Source organism: Acinetobacter sp. XH1741 (assembly GCF_041021895.1).
In the GTDB taxonomy this organism is placed as follows: domain Bacteria; phylum Pseudomonadota; class Gammaproteobacteria; order Pseudomonadales; family Moraxellaceae; genus Acinetobacter.
Genome location: NZ_CP157429.1, coordinates 61,193 through 82,019, shown reverse-complemented (window position 1 = coordinate 82,019; position 20,827 = coordinate 61,193). Strand labels below are relative to the sequence as shown.

Sequence of the window (20,827 nt, the reverse complement as noted above, 5' to 3'; positions counted from 1 at the left end):
AAATAGTTTTTATGAATTTCTGGCTTTCTGGGCTGATTTTATCAAATTCATGTCTATACAAAATTGCGACATATTTCTCGTGCTTGTAGTTATCCAGAGTTTGGTCTGCATCTATCCATAGTGCAGACCTTTTTTTGGTGATAGTTTTTTCTTAGCGATTTTCGATCTGGATGTAGTGATTTCACGTTTGCAGAACGTATCTTGGCGGTGATCCATCTAATATTCGTGATTATAAAGCGAGCTAATTCACAGGTTCTACAGATTATGTAGCGACTAACTATAAGTTGATGGTTGGCGCTTAGTTTATATTTACGCTTAGGTTTCAGTTAAAAAATCAATATTTTGTTGAATTCGTGATTGAATCATCTCTAGGGTAGATTCTCGAATTTGATGAGGATACAGGCGTTGCGCAATTTGACTAAATTGAAGTGCAATTTCACGCATGGCCAAGATGATCTCATCGACTTCTAGAGTAGTCAGATTCGCTTCTGAAGTACCGAGTTTATGTATGTCATTTCGAGAAATATTGAGCGCTTCTTCCACAATGTCCATTTGATCATAACCACCTAGACCTTCACAGAAGGTCACGTCATAGGCTGGAGCCAATTTCCATTGACCATTTTTTGCCATGAGAAAAGAAAAATGCTTGGTATGGTCATCCCGATTATTGAAAAGTACATTAAACACAGCACGTTTAAAAGTATGCAGCCTTTCTCGCACATCTTGCGTACACATCAAGGTTGCCCGAAGAAAATTGCGGTAGTCTAGGCTACCTGGAACTTTATAGTCTGCTCCGGTATATGCAGCCAAACTCTGCATTGGAATCCGCATGCCATTTTGACGGTCGAATCGTTTAGCAGCAAAAGCCATTAAACCATTGGGCAAATTAAAAAAATGGGTGTCTGGAGTCTCGATTGCACAAAGTCGCAAACATTCTGCATAGACGGCTTCAATGGCGCAGACTTCAGGATGCTCTTGCTGAGCAGGAAACTTAATCAGCCAGGCTTCATTTTGATCAGAAGCTTGCGTCGAAAACTCAAAATTGACAGGATCTCGGTAAACCAATGCTTTGGATCTGGCACCTTGGGGGAGCCACCCATGACCAGCAAATGTTGTAAAAATTCGCCACCTTCTCCTTTGAGGACTTCTTGGACTGCGGCAGGGGAATATTCTCTGAAGTTTGCATATCTGCGACACAGGGTTCAAAGGAGAGAGCACCCGTTGCATGGGTGCTAATATAAGTTAGACGTTCCAAAGGGCCGATTCGTGCCGGATGCAGTCCAATTTTTCGAAAATATCGATCCATTAATAACATGCCCCAACCATCCGGCAAAGCATCATAGACTGGACCAGGTAATCCCATTTGATAAGTAGGAAAACCCTGTCTCAGTGGTAGACCTTTTAAAGGGAGTAAATAAGAAGAGAGCTGAACACCTCGCTGTATTGCTTCTGGACTATATTCAAAAGCAATAGTGGGTCTACCTGTGGTGGCTGTTGAACTAATCAGCGTTCCCCATAACCATGATTCGCCCCAACCGTTGTAATAAACATTAAGACTGTTGAGCATTATCCCTTCCTCTTAATACGCTGGCGCTTACTTTGACTTTCATAGCGTAGAATGTCTTTTACACTGTTAAGCTGAGGTTGAAACAGCTCCTGAAGTTCGTTTAATCGACCCAAGACCATTGCAATACGGACTAAATTTTCAACAGATACATTTCGTCCCGCTTCAAGATTCGAAACCGTATTCACGCCGACACCAGCGCGTGCTGCAACCTCAGCTTGAGACATCTCCAAAAAGAGTCGTTGCTTACGTAAACGCTCACCTAAAAGCGTCACGACTTCTTCGGGTTTAGTGAAATATAAATCCATTAAATTGGGTCTTAAACTTTAATAATTTAATTAAACCACAAAATAATGGAATTAATTTATAGCTATAGTGTGGTTGAGGAGGGCTTTGTTGCACAGCACTTCGGAAGGTAGGTATGGTCCTTGGGTATCGGTTACAGAAATTCATCAGGATGTACTTTGACTGATTGTTGATAAGGAAATCTCAGTATTTTCATTTTTCCTTTTTGGTCACATTACTTAGAAAGGGTTCTTCGAAAAGTAGTTCATATTTTAAAAATCTTATAAATATTGAGGATATTTTCTTAAATGCTTTCAACATAGCATGCGGCGATATGTAACTCGTACGGGCTTAATCTGCCTTTTAGTGTAAATTTTTTGGGCGTGAGAGGGGCAGAGGTGTGAGGGCAAGCAATTTATATCGTGGATACTTCTAAATCATTTATGTAATAGAATGAGCTAAGCATGGATTTAGGGTAATAACACTAAATCTAAAAAAATTGGAAGAATAATTTGTTAAATTATTGTTTTTATGTGGTTGTTAGTGAAGTTATGAATAATAATAAATTTTTTCTTGATGAGTTTTATCTAAAAAATTGATCGGATAATTTCTTTAAATGTCATGTATCCATAAATTTGACAGTTTGAAGATATCGGTATATGCATTTTTCACAAGGTTAAAGATCGACCATAAATGTGATAAACGGTAGGGGATCATTGAAAAATGAATGGATTTAAACACTACATGTATGCACGAAAAAATATCGCTGCGGTTCTGCTGACAGGCTGTATTGAGTATTGAATGCAAATGATGTAGTGATTGTCTACATGCTATAAGACCAGCATGATGAAGAATGAAATGTAGTTGCCAATATCTAAACTGGCTTGAAAAGTATAGCGTTGTTATTTGGAGAAGTGAGGTGAGCCATCCTTCTCTTATTCACTTAAGATGATACTTACTCAACTGATCTCCACTCATGGGCTGGTTCCAATTAGACGGATAATAACTTCCATCCCCTATTTTTTCTTACCACATTTCTTGCATTTAATCCCTTCTTTGGAGATGTGATTCAGCATCACCGTTGCCAATTGAATCAAATCAATGGCATTGTTCGTTGGTTCAAGAAAAGCAGAAGAGGCTGCTTTATTGCAAAAGAGAACATTCGGATCAAATGGATTGGATTACACAAAAGCCATAATACAGCCATAGATCAATTCAATTGCATGTAATCTGTAACATCCATTCAGGTCATCAGACGTTGATTAATCACTAAACACCATAAATTTATGTATAGGCGAACTTTTTTGAGACATATGTTGATAAAAATGCGGCAAGTTACATTGCTTAAAAGTCTATCTAAGTTAACGATCTATTCAATTCTGGATAAGTAATCTGCATATTACGATCCTAAATTACCCGAAGGGTATTAAGATTTTTAAGAATCGTGTTTGTTGGTTTATTTGGGAAATTAATCAGTGGATTGAAGCAAAGATGATGGCTCATTAAGGATTGTGGGCTCTGACTACTTAAATTTTAGGTATTTTGAATAAAGCATATTTCAAAAATCTGAATTAATGGATTTAAATTACCATAAAAACCTTCAATATTGGCTTGAATCCATTGTTGTTGAGAGTCAATGCGAGACCAATCAATACCATAACCACAATGAGCAATCAGATGCTCAAATAAAATCCGTTGTGTACGTCCATTACCTTCACGGAATGGGTGTATGACATTAAGCTCACAATACAAGTCGGCAAGTTGAGGAATTAGTTATTGTGGTACTAAGCCTTGAAAGTACTTTTTTTCTTGAAGTGATTTAAGTAATTTATTGGTTTCAATTTCAATACGGGAAAAAATTACAAAAACGGGTGTCACCTTTGGAAATACGATTTGTCTTAACTTTCCTGCCCAGTCGTATAAGTCGCCAAAGAGCTGCGCATGAATTGATTTTTTAAGTATTGTAAGTCGTAAGGTGGTTCAGCATATTCAATTAAGTTACTTGCCAATCCAGACAGTTCTAGTTCAGCTTGTTCTAAAATTTGTTCATCACGAATATTGAGTTTGTTCTTTAGGATATTTGTGCCAGGGTAACAATACAGGCTGTCACCCATTTCCCCATACATGTACCTGACTAACGTTTCGGGTTGCGAATACTTCTTATATTTTTGCAAGATTTCAGCTTTACTTTGTTGAGTTGTTTGAGCTGTCGTTGTAATGCCTTCAAGCTTTAGGCTGGCTTGATAGTTTTGCACACGTGTCGCTTGAATATATTTTTTTCTGTTCAGTGGTTCTGAGCATTTCGAAACTCCATTGATGCTACACGTGAAGTAAGTATAGCAGAGAATCTTTTTGATCAATGCTGCATACAAAGCATTTCAAAATGTAATACAACGGTATTGTTTCATGTAATAACAGAAAACTAAAAAAAAGTGGAAGAATTTTTAAAATTTAGACGACCCATAATAAGTAAACCATATGTATTTGTTGATAATTGTAATTTTGAGAAAATTTAGTTGATAAATTAAATGAATTTTAATATACAAAGATATGCTCATTTTTTATATCGATAAAAATGTTAAAATTTGACTATTTAGTAAAAAATATAGAGATATTTATGGGGCAATTTATCATGCCCTTTTGCTTTGAGCGACAAAATGTTCAATTTAAGATAGTAAAAATTAACTCAGAACTACTGAAAATCAAAAAGATTAAACAGAGCCAGAAAGTAGTAGTACAAGCAAAGTTCAAAATAATCTATGTGAAAATTTGGCAAAAAATATTGCTATTAATGCAAACGGAGCCATGCTTACGTGTACATTCTAATTATGTTGCAATCTTACAGTTGATACATAATCTTGATGATTTTATCGAAAAATCACAGCAACACTTGTGCTTTGAGAGAAAAGCTCAGAAAGAGCTGGATGCTAAATTTTTTGCTAGATTTTTTAAGCTGACAAAGAGTTCAATAAAAGATCAACTTTTACCAAATTGTTCAGATCGTAATGAATTTAACCAATGCAATTTGATAAAAAATTAAGCGAAAGCGAATATGCCAAAGATTGAAACAGAAGAGCAATTCTTAGATTTAGCAGAAAAATTCCAAAAAGATTATTGTTTATTACGCAATCATGTTGTGAATACACAATTTGTCGATCTATCAGATGATTTACGTGAAAAAGCCCATGCTCTATATAAGGAAGCACAACAGATATATGGCTATATATCTAGTTCTAGACAATTAGGTAAATATTATTATCTAGCTTCTTTAAGTTATTTTGCATGCCCGACTACTAGTAATACTCAAGAGCTGTCGTCTGAACGTTATTTGATTCTACAAGCGAGTTTTTTAACATATCGGCAGTATCAAGAATTTGCAAAAATTGATAAAGCTGAGAATAAGCAAAAACATGTTTGTGATCTCTTTCGCTATGTATCACGATATGTTCTGGATTCTAATCATGCTGAATTATTTCAAGAATGCAGTGAGCTACTAAATCGCTATGTCATGTACGAACGTAACTTGAAAAAGGAGGATCGTAATCAACTTTTTAATATTAAAGATTTCAAACAAGTACAAGCCATAGAGTATTTATCGGCTCTATTAATAATTTTTAAAAGACTTGATGATCGTCGTGTTGTTCATCGTCAGCGTAAGTCAAAAAAAAGTAAAGTTTTGCAATGGCCGACGAAAAATGAACTCAAAAAATTTCGTGAAATTAAAACGGGTAAGCAAGTAGATATTGGACATAACGCAAAGATCAGTATTTATGATGCCGCTCTTCACAAAGATGAAGAGGGTGAAGTTGATCTATTAGATCCTGAAATGGAGTTTTATTCAGAAGATGAAAAGTCTAAAAATTTAAATTATATACTCAGCGATAATGCGACGCATCTAATGCGGCATCGCCAGCGCCGTCATGCTCCTTTTGTTACAAATCCACATTATTTGGCGCCAGATATACTGAAGCAAATTGTTTATGTGTTGAGAACCGAGTTATCCGGGCACTGGAGGGATGCTGCAATCGCTGCAGCATGTTTATTGTCACTTTTGACTGGATTATCTCCCATAGCACTGATGGATTTTAACAAGCTCATACAAGATGGTGTTTTGATCCAGAATGGTTCAAGAAAACGACGGGAATATTTACTTAATTTAAATTTGAAAGTTACCGAGCAGAAAATTAAGAGTTTAAAGCCTGTGCGTTGGAATGAAGAGATGACTCACCAACTACATCTACCTGCGGCATGGTTTGACTACATAGAACAAGCATCGAATCCAAAGATCTCTTCAGGAGATATTAATTCCGAACTTAAGAAGTGGTTTGCTAATCAGTTTGTGGGTACTATCACCGTTGAAAAACTTCAGGCCCAATTATATTTTCATATATATTATGAAACCTATAATGAATATCTTACTCATGTGATTGCGAGGCGGGATATCAAGCATGATGTGCCAGGTATTTATTACGGAGGACTTCCCAAAGCTCAGCTTGATAGCAGCTATTTAGCTTTTTTAGAATCAGCACTTACACCACATTCTAAGGAACTTACAGAAGACACGGCTGAACTCAAAATATTACAACAACAATTCAAAGTGCAATCTGCATCTAAAGGGAGGGTAGGGAGTCAACTGGCACTTGACCCCAGTTTTGTGAAAGAGCAATTTGCTTTTTTACATAGACATTGCAAAGAAAATATTCAAAAAGATCAACATATCATTAATCAATTGAATGCATACGCGTGTTGGATGTGGCATGTTAGCTTGCTAAGCATGGCCAGACGGCCTAATAAAAATCTGTTGGGGAATTTGGAAGATTATTGTTTTGAGCTTAAAATTCTATATGTAAACGATAAAAAGAATAGCAAGGCAAGAAAGGATGGACGATTTATCCCGCTATCCGATTTCTTCTTAAAAGCACTGCAAAATTACACTGTATTTTTAAAACAAATAATTGAACTGTATAGCCCACTTTTAAAACAAGTATTTGCAAAGAAAAAAATTGCGCTCAATGACTTATTCGGAAAGGTCATTGATAGTAAAGATATCTTGCCGATAACTGTCAAAGAGTGGCATAGCAGGAAAGTTAAGTTAATCCCTTTATCTCGAAACTGGGTAAATTTATATATGGAAGGAATCTTTCCAAAGAATATGTATTCGAATTGGTTACGTCATTTTGATATGAATTTTTTGATGTATGCAGAAGAAAAAGAAGAAAAAGAAGAAAAAAAAACTGCTTTAGCATTCCATTTAATTCAGGCTCTTTATGGTCATGACCAACGTGACCGAGAGGCTTTTCATCCGTATTCTTCACTTATTCCAAATGTCTATGTACAGCAAGCCCGCCAGCAATTGCAAGATAATGTCAGATCTTTATCGATTAAACACTTAGAGCGAAAATAGTTGTATGCAAAAAATCAAAGAACTAATAAAACCACAACTAGACGATCTATTTGTTGATATTCAGAAATTGGTGAAAAAGTCGCAAGAAAGACAGCCTTCTTCACCTGAAGTATTGACGCAAGACATGCAGCAAAAACTTGATCAGCAGATCGCCGAAAAATGGCATGACATTAAAGATAGTGTTGATTGTTTGAGTCAAAAATTGAGCCGAGATGAACAATCTAAACTGATGCAATTTACTGAAGATGAATTTAATAAAAGAAGAAGGCAATTCAACCAGAATGTAGATAAAAAATCATACAGAATTAGGCTAAATCCACATACTAAACGGATCGTACTGCCTAGAAAAATTGAGAGTACAGAGTCACGGTTAGAACAGGGGCATCTACATATCCATGTACTTAAGGAATTAAGGCAGTATTGGCAAGATTCATTTGAATATTGGAATGAACCAAAGTACTTATGGGGAAATTTATGCTTAAGTTTTATATATATTTCAGGCTGTGCAGATGAACAGCATTTGATTGCTATTCAGAAGCAATTGCAGGAGGCCATTGAGCTTGGTACAGATCTGAATTGTTTTCGGTTATACCATTCGGACTACAAAAAAATCACTAATCCATTGTTACTACATTATCGTGTTGAAAACTCTCAATATGGCAACGATGTAGAACAGGGAAAGTTGTACCAATGGAAACATGTTTTTTTTAACCCATATGCGCAGTTCATTTTGCAATATTTAAAAAAGTTGAAAGCTACTCAGAAAGAATTTTGTCTGCAACATTCAGTTGAAGATTGTATTTTAGAAAGCTTGAGTAAGATAGGCAGGAAAAAAAGTCTTGGGGATCTGCAATATCAAATTAAACGCCGTGGATTTCGTGCATTTAATGATGTGCAAATGGTACTCGAATTTAATCCAAACCTCAGCATAGATATATTTTTGAGTAATGTGCTTCAGCAAGAGATTAATACTGTTGCTTTAAGGCCATCCGAATTTAGATTGCTGTGGAATAATGATTACAATCAAGTCACAGAACCAGATAATCGCCCTATTCATTTTGAACAAGAGCAGTTACTTCCTGAAGTTCCGACTGTTCAAAGCAAATTACAAACGATTCCGTATGAGTTGATGTTGTTTGGTCAAAAGAAACGTAAAGGTCAAAAAGTTGAGCGTTTAGATAAAAAGAGGAATAAAGAAGAACGCACGCTACGTTTTTGGCAAGAAACTAGAAGGGTGTTAGAGGAGAAGATAGTTGATGCTAATACAGAGGAAAAGTCTTTAATTGATGCTCAACTACGCTTAATTCACTGGTTAATGCATTTAAAAAAACGAGGGCTTCAATTATCAACTATTGAAAGCTACTTAGGATCGTTTGGCAAAGAATTTATATTTGAGATTTGGCTCAATAAATTAGATTTAAAGCAACAATCCATAGATGACTATGAGGATTTATATCGGCAGCTATTGAAATACAGCAGTGAACGTGATGAAAAAGCAGTTCAACGAGATTCGGTGAAAGGAAAAACCTCTCGTAAGATGCACCAAAGCGCAGAATACCGTTTTGGTCGCCTAAAAGATTTTCATCAATTCTGTATAGAGAATTATGATGCTCCAGGGGTATTGGTGCTACAGAATTCAAGTTTTAAGCATTTACAAATTTGCAATGCACGGCTAGTGAGTCCTTTGCTATTTGGCAAATTATTGGAAAAACTAGAAAATTTAAGTCAAGAGCCAACGGCATCAGAGTGGGTCGATCATCTGAGTTGTTTAAAGCTGATGTATTTACTAAGTTATAGAACTGGACTTCGATTAAATGAAGTTCGTTGTCTTAAAATACAAGATATTATTTGCCCAGAGCTACTTTATAAAGAAAAAGAAAATACAGTTTTTAATAATATCACGCTTCATATCCAAGACAATTCATATCGCCGTCTGAAAACGCGAAGTGCGAATCGTCAAATACCATTGAAAATTGCATTGTCAGAACATGAGTTTTTAGTAGTACAACATTACATACAACATCGTTATGAGCAATATTTGGTTAATCAGCAGGATGATCTACTTTTTAGTGTGAATCATCGTGTATTAACTGATCAATGTATCAGCAAAATTACAGTAGATTTGTTTAGTCAAATATTAGGTATGCATCATGGCTTTAGTTTTCATACATTACGCCACAGTGCTGCTAACTATCTAGCAATAACTTTGCTCGGTTCAAAAGAAATGATCAAGACCTACACAGATTGTCCTTGGGTAAAAGCAAAAAAGATGAGGGATTTATTGTTTGGTATGAAAGCACGTGCTCAAGAAGAGATTATTCAACATAAATGGCAGGTGCTCGCCTCTTGGATGGGGCATAGCAGTATTGAGCAAACGGCTTCAAATTACCTTCATGTTTTGGATTTATTAGCAGTCGATCGAATTTATAATTCGCCGTGTATCATTTCAAAAAAAGTATTAGAACAGTGTTTTAGTCCAGTGAAGTCAAGTACAGACTACATAAACCTAAATCGTTATACTCAGCAGCAGAAATGGTTTAATTCTTATCAGCAAACACAGCCAGTTACGATGGCTGGCCGACAAGAAAAGAAGTTTAGTATAGAGAAGAGTACTCTGACACCTTTTCAACGTTTGATAAGTTTTAGAGAAGGTCGTTTAAGCGAAGATACCCAAGCTCAAGAATGGATGCAACGATGTCAATGGATGAGCACTAAATGGATGGATCGCCAAAAATTTAATTTAAAAACGAATTATGTTTATAGTAAGAATTTAGAAGAGAGTTGGTTTGATGAACTTTACGAAAAGGCTAAAAAACTGACTCGTCCAGATGAAATAATTCCTCTCCTTGATTTTCATTATAAAGATGATAGGCAGCAAGATGCACTGAAAGAAAAGAACATGGTTAAGGCGCTTAAAATATTATTATTATTTGGAAAACTGCGTAAGAATTTTCTACATTTTCAATGCCGAATGAAAGGTGATGAGCAACAAATTGTTAATTTTATTACTGGTATAGAGCCAATGTTAGGAGATCATCTGTATTTAGAAAAACAAAACTACCCAGTTAATTTGGATGCTCCTGAGCGAACCGTTAAATTTAGTTTTCAAAGAGTTGTCGGCTCTAACAAAAAAAATGTTACTCCGCTGGTTATATTTAATTTAATGTTAAAAATGATGCAAAAAGATGAACTCTGGTTGAAATAGCCTAAGCAAACTAAAAGGGGAATTGTTTAAAAATCTCTCTGGTTATAAGTAAACTGTCTTTATGAAAAGCATCATACTAACTTTGATTCATAATAAAGGGAATTTAAAAGCTTTAGCATCACAATTTGGTCACTGGATTTTAGACAATAGTGTAAAGATTAGCACTTTGGTAAATCGATGAGCTAAAGTGTTGTAGTCCAAACTCGATCTGACAATTACCCATTTTTTAGTGTGCCCGTCAGGTTAAATTTGAACTGAATTTTTCTCAGCCCAAATTCATTTCCAATCAAGTTATGTTTCAAGTGGCGTGCGAACACTGCACAATTTAATTCACGGTGCCTAAGACAGGTATCAACTTCGGACCAGCCATTCTAGCTTTGCTAATGATTTCCACCAGCTCATCATAAGTCAGTTCAAACTTATCCTCACTATCAAATACATAGACCATATTCTTGCCTTCATGTTCAGGTGGAGTAGGTGGTACAAATCGTTTCGGGATAAGAATTTGTGCGAGTTGTTCGTCAGTTAATTTAAATAAGTGCATGTTTTTATCCTACTCTTGGTAAGTCAGACCATTTGGTTAAATACGAAGGTGATCTAAGGTTTTGATTCATGTGCCATGTGGCTTCTTTATTGTTGGCAATGCCTAGCGTGACGAGATTCTTCCCAAACCGTTCACTGATGGCTTCGATGGCATCTGAAAGCCTTTCTCGCTCTTGCTTATGTGAATAGTCCGTGAATAGATCGGGCACAAACTTGGATTGATCTGTAATTTCGAGCAGCACGATTCCCGCCTTTTTATACTTAAAGCCTTTCTTAAATATCTGATCGATGCCTTTCATCGCGGCCTTGGTGATGAGCAGTAGATCATCCGTATGCTCATGCATTTGAACGACGATGTAAGGCGAGTAGCGCTCTGTCTTATCAAAGCGACTGGTTTGGATATACACGCCGATCATCTTGCAGATTGAGCCATCTTCCCGCATTCGTTTCACGGCTCTGGCCACATAAAGCCGAACCGAAGCTTTAATGTCATCCATTTCATACACTGGGTTGCCATATGAACGGCTGCTGATGATTTGCTTCTTCGCTACAGTATCATCACTAAGGTCAATACAAGAAAGGCCCTGTAGCTCAAGCACCGTCTTTTCCATCACGATACTAAACTGCTTTTTGATTTCTTTAGGATTGGCATTGATCAGATCCAGCACAGATTGAACACCCATAGTATTGAGCTTCTTACAGTTCTGTCTGCCTACGCCCCAAACCTCAGACACATCAACCTGCGCGAGTAGCGTTTCTGTAGAGCATGGGTCCATATGGGCCAGATTACAGACCCCATTGAAGAACTTGTTTTTCTTGGCGAGATGATTGGCAATCTTGGCTTCGGTTTTAGAGCGACCAATTCCAATACAGCAGGGTAGGCCTAACCAACGCCAAGCCTTAGCCCTCATGTCTTGAGCATATACAGTCAGGTCAAATAGATGCTCGTAAGCTGTGAGCTTCAGAAAGCATTCATCAATGGAATAGACCTCTTGATCTCCTGGTGCAACATAGTCCCCAAGCAGCTCCATAAAGCGCTTGGACATTTCGCCATATAAGGAGAAATTACTGGATAGCACCTGAATGTTATGTTGTTTGATCAGCTCTTTAATTTGGAATACAGGAACACCCATCTTGATGCCTAAGTCTTTCGCTTCCTGGCTTCTGGCCACGGCACAGCCGTCATTGTTGCTGAGCACAATGGTTGGGCGATCATTCAAGGCAGGATTAAACACACGCTCACACGAGACGTAGCAATTATTCACGTCGACTAACGCGAATATTTCATTTTCACTTTGCATGGTTATTCTTCTTTTTATGAGCGGTGATAAATACGCTTTAAATTAAAAGTCACCACACCCCAGATTGATATGGTCTGACTATCATCAGGAATGATGTGATTGTAATTCGAATTTTCAGCCTTCAACCAAAGTTCTGGAAGCGGATAATCTTCATCTCCAAATATTTCTTTGATTTCAGACTTGGACATCTTATTGGTGATCATCAGCCGCTTAATGGTTGAGGCATTGTCATCAATCAGGGCAACCACGATATCGTAATGCTTGGCTTCAATACTGCGATCAATAATGATTGGATCATTAATCTCTAGGCCAGCATCGAGCATGGATTCACTGTCTACATAGGCAATAAAAGTAGAAATAGGGTTGTGAATCAGGAACTCATTCAGATCGAGTGCTTTGTCTTGCTCATCCTTGGTGCTGAAGGCCGGACCTGCAGGAATACGCTCTAAAGAGACGGGAATAGATACTTTGGATTTGGGTAGGACAGCAGTAAGCCCTAATTTTTCAACAAGCTCATTTTGAACAGCGATTTGTTCAAGCACGGTGTTGATGGTAGGACTTGGTTTACCCTCTGGACCCATGAGCTCTTGTAAAGATGACCATGCGTCGTCAGAGAAGTAAATAGGCAACTTCTTAGACATGAGATACTCCTACGCTACGAGGCGTGTTTGGAAGTAGAATTTGTTTAAATAGGATATTACTAACAGCGTTTAAAATTCAAATTTAAAAAGTTGTGGATAAACAAGGATGCTCAGAATAAGACGTTTTGTTTCTGCTCATCGCGTGGAAATGTGACGAATTCATCGGGCATTTGAAAGAAATATTCATGCGCATGTTCATGATCGGCTGTTAGCCAGTCTTTTCTGTACTGTTCTGGAATAACGATGATGGATCGCTTCTCATCCTTCGGTGCATGGAATTGTTTCATAAAAGGGTGATGGTCCGAATTGATGGTCAACATTGAAAAGGAACGTACCTTATTGCCATTAATCACTGCATCATCATAGATCCCTGCAACAGTAAAAGGCTGATCATCTTTACGCTTGATGGTGTACCAGTGTGGCTTGCCATTGATGTATTTCGGCTCATAAAATTCTTGTACTGGGACTAGGCAGAACTTGCTGTACTTCCAAGCATGTCGAAAGCTAGGCTTATCTGCTACAGACTCAGTTCTGGCGTTATAAGTATGACTGCTGAACTTCAATTCTTTCGCCCAGCTCGGTAGTAATCCAAACTTTGCAATATCAAGCTCTGATATGTGCTGAATTAGCAGGAGACTTTCACTTGGGATATGCTAGGCAGCTAACCGATAAAAGTTCTCTGCTATTTGATTTGGCGTTTTAAAATCCAAACTCTTTTGAATTCTTCGCTGATTATAAAATAACACAATGTATTCTGTAATATCTGCTTTAGCTTCATCTCTGGTTTTATAGTTGCAATGATGCACTAATTCATTCTTGAGTATGCCCCAGAAACTTTCAATCGGTGCATTATCGTAACAGTCCCCACGTTTGCTCATTGAACCTTGAAAATCACATTTTTCCAGTATCTTTCGATATTCATGGCTGCAATATTGGCTGCCTCTGTCCGAATGAATAATTAAGCCTTTCGTTGGTTTTTGATTACGAATCGCCATAGTCAGTGCATTGCAAACAAGTTGTGCGGTCATACGCTCATTTAAGCTATAGCCAACCACTTGTTTCGTGTACAGGTCTTTTACTGCTGCCAAGTATAACCAACCTTCAGCAGTCCAAATGTATGTAATATCGCTTGACCATGCAAGATTGGGCTTAGTCATTGAAAACTGTTGCTCTAGTAAATTTGCGTAGATCGCTCGATTATGATCACTCTTCGTAGTTCTTTTGAAACGCTTATGACGCTTACAATACAGCTGGTTGAGCTTTTTTATTTGACGTACAGCATACGTACTGATTTTGATACCTTGCGCTTGTAAATGCTTAGTTAATCGAATATAGCCATAGCTTTGTTTAGTTTCCTCATGAGCTATTTTGACCAAAATTGTCTGTTGATTTCGCTGAACCAATCTTTTATTCATGCCTCGTTTTAGCCAATCATAAAATCGTGACACTGAAACGTGAAGTAATCTAGCCATAAAGCTAATCGGGAATAAATATCTTTGCTGTTTCATATAGGCGTACCTTACTGACTTTCTTTCGCAAAGTACGCTGCTGCCTTTTTTAGAAATTCACGTTCCATTTCAGCTGTTTTGAGCTGTTGTTTGAGCTTTTTATTTTCTTCGAGTAAGGCATTTAGATCAGGTGAATATTGTTTAGTGCCTGCTAAGGTGCCAGTCTTTGCTTTATTATTCCAATTTGAAAGAGTTTGCATTGAAATGCCAAGTTGTCTGGCTGTTTCCGATACATTGCCTTGATTGGCTTCAATCAATTTTATTGCTTCAACTTTAAATTCTGCGGTGTAAGTCTTCTGTTTCTTGCTCATGGTAAACTCCTGATGAGTGTCTATAGTTTACCAAGTTAAAACCTCCTGTTTTCTCAGCACACATCAGGAGACTACCTGTCAGAATTAACAGGTATGGTTAGTCCCATAAAAAAAACGCCAGCAAGGGGTTGCTGGCGTATAAAATGAATCTGCATTGACATGCAGGTATTGCCTAATTTATCAGGATTGATCCATATGTTGCATATCAAAATAACGATTTACAAAAACGAAATTAAAAAGCATCTCCCTGCCCTTATGAGTCTGCTCGGCACACTTATTTTTATGGCCGCATTCTTCGCGCTATCCGTTCACTTTAACGCTGCAATTGTCAAATGTCACTAAAAACTGACCCACTATTTGCATCTAAAATTGACCCACGTAGTTGTTAAAATATTACAGTCGTGAAACTCAATTAATTGATGGCTAACTCCTCCTGATCTATTTTGGTTTGTCGTGGTTTAGTTCGCTTTGTTGCAATTCCCTTGGTACTCGATTCTTTAAAGCGCCAAGACTCATTGCCTGTTTCGACGATATGACAATGATGCGTTACCCCCGCCAAAATAGATATCCATAGTGCGATATGTAGTTGCAGAGTGCCTAACAATATTACTATCTAGGAATATTTTCATGGCCATGCCTAACGAGGCTGTAGCGAAACTCCCAGCCGAATTTTACCCATTAAAGCGGTCCAAATAACAAACATATTTCATGCTGCTATTCAAATTCCAGCTCACTAAAGCGCAACAACTTCGCTACTTTTCAAATAGCCGCGCATCACCAAAAATAAAATATTTGTACTTCGAGTTTTGCTACAACTTCAACGAGTCTGTAGTAAAAGGAATCCGTAAAGACACTTATCCACAGCACTCTCTGTATTGATTAGTAGTAGGTTAAAAGCCACGCAAACGATTTTACATAATCGCCACTTATGAGTAGTGACGTAATTTTAATGTGTCTCGACCTATTTTGAGCCTTCCAGCTGCGTTCGGCCAGAAGCGGACGCCAGGGTGTGCCTTAAAATCCTGCTAAACCCCTCCCAGCTAGCTCCGCCAATTACCGGCGCCTCACTGCATACCAATTGGAAGTCTTATAGCCAAGCGTTTGAGTGCGATTGCTAATTGCTCGCAATAAAACTGTAACATTGAGTCGTTATGCTCACCTCATTATCTGATTTCGTAATCAAAAATAAAGATTGATTACAACAACGAGGGTCTGGCAGCAATGATTCAACTTCAAAATATTACCGTCCAGTACGGACAAATGATTGCGTTGCATCCAACTTCACTCACGTTTCAACAGGGACAGTTTTCAGTGTTGCTCGGTGCCTCTGGTGCAGGCAAATCAACAATGCTCCGTTGTCTTAACCTGATGCAAAAACCCACTAACGGCAATATAAACATTACAATGTTAGGTTCATTGTTGGACAAAAAAATATTGCAAGAGCATCGTCGGCGTACTGGCATGATATTCCAGCAGCATCAATTAATTGGTCGACTTTCTGTTTTGCAAAATGTGCTAATGGGTAGACTAGGTTATCACTCGACGCTTCGTACTCTTTTTCCTCTATCGAAGGAGGATCAATCTATTGGATTACACAGCCTTGACCGCGTTGGGCTACTTCACAAAGCACTCTCACGAGTGGATGAGTTAAGTGGCGGTCAGCAACAACGCGTGGGTATAGCTCGGGCATTAGCGCAGCGACCGGCACTTGTTTTGGCAGACGAGCCTGTGGCAAGCCTTGATCCAGCAACCGCCAACAAAGTCTTGGCGCTCTTACACCAGATATGCAAAGAAGACGGCATAACCGCTGTAGTCAGCCTACATCAAGTCGATCTCGCTAAACGCTATGCTGACCGAATCGTCGGTCTGGCTCATGGCAAGGTTGTGTTCGATGCAATACCAGCGGCTCTGACACAAACGCATGTAACTGAACTCTATGAACAAAAAGCGCAATTGAATTCAAACATTCCAAATATTACTCATAACCATTGTTTAACTTAAGAACTGAGGAGAAATAACCATGAAAAAGCTATTCGCTGTACTGGCTCTAATATTGTTTAGCCTCTTAGGTAGTGTCACATATGCCGCACCTAATCCTGACCCCGGCACATTAAAAGTTGCTCTCTTGCCTGATGAAAATGCATCAACCGTCATTAAAAATAATAAGCCTCTAGAGATGTATCTTGAAAAAGCTCTGGGCAAAAAGATTGAGCTTATTGTTACCACTGACTATTCATCAATGATTGAAGCAATGCGGTTCGGTCGTATTGATCTTGCATATTTTGGGCCCTTGTCTTATGTATTGGCCAAACAGAAAAGTAAGATTGAACCATTTGCAGCAATGCAACAAAAAGGCACAACAACTTATCAGTCAGTGCTAATTGTGAATAAGGCGGCGGGCATCAACAACATCACAGATATCAAGAAAAAAGCCGTTGCCTGGGGTGACAAGGCCTCTACATCCAGCCACCTGATCCCCAAATCAATGCTTGCTGATAAAGGATTATTTGCCGGAACGGATTACAAGGAGCATTTCGTAGGCGCTCACGATGCAGTGGCGATGGCAGTTCAGAATGGACACGCGCAGGCCGGTGGTCTGAGCAAGCCCATTTTCAAATCGCTCGTTCTGAGCGGCTTGATCGATCTAAACAAAGTGAAGGTCTTAGCGGAGTCAAAACCGTTTCCTCAGTACCCATGGGCTATGCGCTCTAACTTAAAACCAGAGCTTAAAGAAAAAATTCGTGCTGCCTTCCTCGATTTGAAAGATCCGAACGTGTTGAAACCATTCAAGGCTGAAGGATTCGGGCCTGTAACAGATAAGGATTACGATGTCGTGCGTGATTTAGGTAGTTTGCTAAAGCTAGATTTTTCCAAGTTCTAATTTTTTGAGGTCTCTACAATGAATACGAACTTCGAAGCCATATTGTCAGAGCAGCGCCAAAGCTGGAATCGAGTAGTTAGGTATGTGATATTGATTTTAGCTATTGTCGTCGGATGTTGGTATTACGTTGGTCTATTTGATGGTGAGCGTTTAGGCGAAGGCGTGCCAAGTCTTGTTAGTCTCATTGGTGAGATGTTCCCTCCCAACTTTAGTGAGTGGAGAGCATGGGTCAAGCCAGTGCTCGATACCTTAGCCATGAGTATTGCTGGAACCGCCATCGCTGTGCTTTTGTCCGTGCCCTTGGGTATTTTGGCTGCACGCAATACCAGTCCACATCCAGCGGTCTATCAGGCTGCGCGTGCTCTGTTAAATGTGTTGAGATCTGTTCCTGAGCTTATTATGGGTATAGTTTTCGTGGCAGCTGTCGGCTTTGGTGCACTGCCGGGTGTGTTGGCATTAGGCCTGCACTCAATCGGCATGATCGCTAAGTTTTTTGCGGAAGCGATTGAGCATACAGATCAAGCACCAGTTGAAGCTGCGCAGGCCGCAGGTTGCAGCCCGCTACAAGTGATATTTCATGGCATTTTTCCGCAAGTATTACCGCAAATGGCCGACACCGCGATTTATCGGTGGGAATACAATTTTCGCGCCTCAACGGTGATGGGAATGGTCGGTGCCGGCGGTATAGGTTTCGAGTTGATAGGATCGCTGCGTCTTATGCAATACCAAGAAGTATCCGCGATATTGCTGGTCATTCTTGGGATGGTGACGCTAGTTGATACATTCAGTTCATTCTTGCGTCGCAAGTTCAAGTAGCTAACCCATATAAAAAATCCGGTATACACATGAGGGTCCACATGAAACAAAAAATAGTTCTTACCCACTGGGTTCATCCTGAAATTATCGATTATTTACAATCTGTTGCGGATGTCGTTCCCAACATGACCCGCGATACTATGTCGCGCGCAGAATTGCTGGAGAGAGCAAAGGATGCTGACGCACTAATGGTATTCATGCCTGACAGTATCGATGATGATTTTCTTGCGTCCTGCCCTAAATTGAAGATTGTAGGTGCAGCACTCAAAGGCTATGACAACTTTGATGTCGATGCTTGTACCCGCCGTGGTATTTGGTTCAGCATCGTGCCGGACCTTCTGACCATCCCAACGGCGGAGCTGACAATTGGATTGCTTCTTGGCCTGACTCGCCATCTGGCCGAGGGGGATCGCCGTATCCGAACTCACGGATTTAACGGGTGGAGACCGGAACTATACGGAACGGGTTTAACAGGACGCACACTCGGAATCATCGGTATGGGTGCGGTCGGGCGAGCGATTGCGAAGCGCTTATCGAGTTTTGATATGCGGGTGCTTTATTGCGATGACATCGCCTTGAATCAAGAGCAGGAAAAGGCCTGGAATGCACGACAGGTGAGTCTCGATGAATTATTAAGTAGCAGTGACTTTGTTGTACCTATGCTGCCAATGACGCCGCAAACTTTGCACTTATTGAATGCAGAAACAATTGGCACAATGCGCACAGGAAGCTACTTGATCAATGCGTGTCGTGGTTCAGTTGTCGATGAATTAGCTGTTGCCGAAGCACTTGAATCTGGAAAATTGGCGGGTTATGCGGCAGATGTTTTCGAATTGGAAGAGTGGATCCGTGTTGATAGGCCAACAGCTATTCCGCAGGAGTTACTGACCAATACAGCGCAAACATTTTTCACCCCACATTTGGGGTCTGCGGTCGACGACGTGCGTTTCGAAATCGAGAAACTAGCAGCCAATAATATCTTACAGGCACTGACCGGCCAAAGGCCATCCGATGCTATCAATAATCCAATTTTGGAAGGCGTTAATTGATCAATCTTGAACGCGTAGTTACTTTTCTGGCTGTCGTGAATCGGGGTGGCTTTCGTGAAGCAGCCAAGCACACAGGGCTCTCACAGTCAGCTGTGACTCAGCATGTTAGGCGCCTAGAAGAGTCGCTGAGTGTCAATCTGATTGTGCGAAACAACGCAGGTTGTACGCTCACAGAGGAAGGCAAAGTGTTTTTGCCTTATGCGGAAAACCTAGTGCGCACCGGATCCAGAGCGTGCGCATTATTCGACACAAATCGTCTTGTAATAGGCGCGAGCTCGAATATCGGCATCTATGTATTGCCACCGCACTTGAGGCGGTTCAAGAAAACAGCAACTTGCAATTTTGATGTAGTCATTGGCGATAATCTTACCATTGTGAAAAAACTGGAAAACTTTGAAGTCGATGTGGCCATTATGGAATGGTGGGATCAACGAGAGGGATTTGATGCATGCGTTTGGCGAAGTGAAGAACTAGCTGTGATTGTGCCGGTGGAGCATCCGTGGGCCAAATTGGCGAGTATTCCATTAGATTGGCTGAAGGGAGAGAAATTGCTGGGGGGAGAAACAAGTAGCGGCACAGGGCGTCTGTTACAGCATTTTTTCGGAAGCGTGGCAGATTCTATTGGTGTATCTATGCAGCTTGGAAGCACAGAGGCGGTTAAACGGGCAGTACAGGCAGGCTTGGGTATTTCATTGGTGATCTCTTCGTCTGTGGTCGATGAGTGCGAGAGTGGTCGACTAAGAAGCGTTAAAATTGAAGGGATCACCCCCTACAAAAATCTTTACGTTATTTGTCGTAGCAATATGCTTGAAAATACACCATCGGCACATTTCAAAAAATTTCTACTTCAGTAGATGGATGGTATGTTGTTTATGCCAACAGTTAGAAAGTGTGAAGTTTGCCGTGACATATCATGATTTTAAGTTGATGGTAGCATTTTATTCATTTGCGTTATTTCTCTAGAAGGTAGGCGTCTAAATACTAAGTTTTCTACCTTTAAAAGGCCATATCGAACATCCACTTTAATCTGCGGTATCAAGAGAAGATTATTTTTTGCGAACATCCGCTTTGGGCACAACTGAGCCGGTTCTGGTGCTTTGAAATTAATTTAGATCAATTGCATCGCATATCCACCAGCTAACGTGTCCGTTAGTCTCACTAGCCCCTTTTCGGGTACATCTAGTGTGTCAGGTGCTTAGGCTCTAGCGCAAAAGGCGTACTCTTAATCTTCTCAAGACTCGCCTGTATCCAACCTGCTTTGGTCGCCTGATCATCACTGTGGTCAATGTCCGCGTCATTCAAACCTGATATGTGCTGAA

General features: G+C 39.5%; 15 protein-coding genes and 5 pseudogenes. 8 read left to right on the top strand and 12 right to left on the bottom strand.

Features of this window, described 5'->3' with window-relative positions:
• Positions 1-315 precede the first annotated feature (315 nt).
• The 5 genes and pseudogenes from ABLB96_RS18835 to ABLB96_RS18815 form a co-directional block, all read right to left on the bottom strand.
• A pseudogene (locus ABLB96_RS18835) lies at positions 316-1,567 on the bottom strand (type II toxin-antitoxin system HipA family toxin).
• On the bottom strand, positions 1,567-1,872 hold the full coding sequence (locus tag ABLB96_RS18830) for a helix-turn-helix domain-containing protein (protein ID WP_000366815.1): 306 nt from the start codon (positions 1,870-1,872) through the stop codon (positions 1,567-1,569). The pseudogene ABLB96_RS18835 and the gene ABLB96_RS18830 overlap by 1 nt, the downstream one beginning before the upstream one ends.
• A 1,005-nt stretch (positions 1,873-2,877) precedes the next feature.
• Positions 2,878-3,063, bottom strand: a pseudogene (locus ABLB96_RS18825) (hypothetical protein); the annotation flags it as partial.
• 319 nt (positions 3,064-3,382) lie between these two features.
• Positions 3,383-3,975: pseudogene (locus tag ABLB96_RS18820) on the bottom strand (Fic/DOC family protein).
• A gap of 12 nt (positions 3,976-3,987) precedes the next feature.
• A pseudogene (locus tag ABLB96_RS18815) lies at positions 3,988-4,150 on the bottom strand (YhfG family protein); the annotation flags it as partial.
• Positions 4,151-4,424: 274 nt separating this feature from the next.
• Here ABLB96_RS18815 and ABLB96_RS18810 point away from each other — a divergent pair.
• The 3 genes from ABLB96_RS18810 to ABLB96_RS18800 are packed head-to-tail and all read left to right on the top strand — an operon-like array spanning position 4,425 to position 10,458.
• Complete coding sequence (locus ABLB96_RS18810; RefSeq protein ID WP_000911011.1) at positions 4,425-4,889, top strand: hypothetical protein; 465 nt, start codon at positions 4,425-4,427, stop codon at positions 4,887-4,889.
• Between the two features lie 12 nt (positions 4,890-4,901).
• A complete protein-coding gene (locus tag ABLB96_RS18805; RefSeq protein WP_369030307.1) occupies positions 4,902-7,253 on the top strand; it encodes a hypothetical protein in 2,352 nt (783 codons plus the stop codon).
• A gap of 4 nt (positions 7,254-7,257) precedes the next feature.
• Complete coding sequence (locus ABLB96_RS18800) at positions 7,258-10,458, top strand: tyrosine-type recombinase/integrase (protein WP_348898522.1); 3,201 nt, start codon at positions 7,258-7,260, stop codon at positions 10,456-10,458.
• Between the two features lie 325 nt (positions 10,459-10,783).
• Here ABLB96_RS18800 and ABLB96_RS18795 read toward each other — a convergent pair whose 3' ends face one another.
• The 6 genes and pseudogenes from ABLB96_RS18795 to ABLB96_RS18770 form a co-directional block, all read right to left on the bottom strand.
• Positions 10,784-11,002 (bottom strand): hypothetical protein, encoded by a 219-nt coding sequence (locus ABLB96_RS18795; protein ID WP_000550047.1) that lies wholly within the window; start codon positions 11,000-11,002, stop codon positions 10,784-10,786.
• Between the two features lie 4 nt (positions 11,003-11,006).
• The gene (locus ABLB96_RS18790) at positions 11,007-12,302 is read right to left on the bottom strand and encodes a Y-family DNA polymerase (RefSeq protein WP_001190352.1); all 1,296 of its coding nucleotides are present in this window, start codon (positions 12,300-12,302) and stop codon (positions 11,007-11,009) included.
• 14 nt (positions 12,303-12,316) lie between these two features.
• Positions 12,317-12,943, bottom strand: coding sequence for a LexA family transcriptional regulator (locus ABLB96_RS18785; RefSeq protein WP_000038641.1), 627 nt, complete (start codon positions 12,941-12,943; stop codon positions 12,317-12,319).
• A gap of 110 nt (positions 12,944-13,053) precedes the next feature.
• Positions 13,054-13,563 (bottom strand): annotated as a pseudogene (locus ABLB96_RS18780) (SOS response-associated peptidase); the annotation flags it as partial.
• Positions 13,564-13,596: 33 nt separating this feature from the next.
• Positions 13,597-14,762 (bottom strand): IS3-like element ISAba21 family transposase gene (locus ABLB96_RS18775; RefSeq protein ID WP_085947548.1). Its coding sequence is split into 2 segments (ribosomal slippage): positions 13,597-14,504 and positions 14,504-14,762, totalling 1,167 coding nucleotides; the frame shifts between segments, so codons are not numbered across the junction.
• Positions 14,763-15,174: 412 nt separating this feature from the next.
• A complete protein-coding gene (locus tag ABLB96_RS18770; protein ID WP_079378066.1) occupies positions 15,175-15,366 on the bottom strand; it encodes a hypothetical protein in 192 nt (63 codons plus the stop codon).
• Positions 15,367-15,983: 617 nt separating this feature from the next.
• Here ABLB96_RS18770 and phnC point away from each other — a divergent pair.
• From phnC to ABLB96_RS18745, 5 genes are read left to right on the top strand one after another with little or no spacing between them, the layout of a single operon-like run.
• On the top strand, positions 15,984-16,763 hold the full coding sequence (phnC, locus tag ABLB96_RS18765) for a phosphonate ABC transporter ATP-binding protein (protein ID WP_009389228.1): 780 nt from the start codon (positions 15,984-15,986) through the stop codon (positions 16,761-16,763).
• A gap of 19 nt (positions 16,764-16,782) precedes the next feature.
• A complete protein-coding gene (gene phnD, locus ABLB96_RS18760) occupies positions 16,783-17,643 on the top strand; it encodes a phosphate/phosphite/phosphonate ABC transporter substrate-binding protein (protein ID WP_009389226.1) in 861 nt (286 codons plus the stop codon).
• A gap of 18 nt (positions 17,644-17,661) precedes the next feature.
• Positions 17,662-18,459 carry a phosphonate ABC transporter, permease protein PhnE gene (gene phnE / locus ABLB96_RS18755; RefSeq protein ID WP_004757464.1) on the top strand — a complete coding sequence of 266 codons (798 nt, stop codon included), beginning with the start codon at positions 17,662-17,664 and terminating at the stop codon, positions 18,457-18,459.
• A gap of 41 nt (positions 18,460-18,500) precedes the next feature.
• Positions 18,501-19,508, top strand: a complete 1,008-nt coding sequence (locus tag ABLB96_RS18750; protein WP_004757466.1) for a phosphonate dehydrogenase — start codon at positions 18,501-18,503, stop codon at positions 19,506-19,508.
• Positions 19,505-20,362 (top strand): LysR family transcriptional regulator, encoded by an 858-nt coding sequence (locus tag ABLB96_RS18745; RefSeq protein ID WP_009389225.1) that lies wholly within the window; start codon positions 19,505-19,507, stop codon positions 20,360-20,362. Before ABLB96_RS18750 ends, ABLB96_RS18745 begins: the two co-directional genes overlap by 4 nt.
• A gap of 325 nt (positions 20,363-20,687) precedes the next feature.
• Here ABLB96_RS18745 and ABLB96_RS18740 read toward each other — a convergent pair whose 3' ends face one another.
• Positions 20,688-20,810 carry a hypothetical protein gene (locus tag ABLB96_RS18740; protein WP_009584542.1) on the bottom strand — a complete coding sequence of 41 codons (123 nt, stop codon included), beginning with the start codon at positions 20,808-20,810 and terminating at the stop codon, positions 20,688-20,690.
• Positions 20,811-20,827 lie beyond the last annotated feature (17 nt).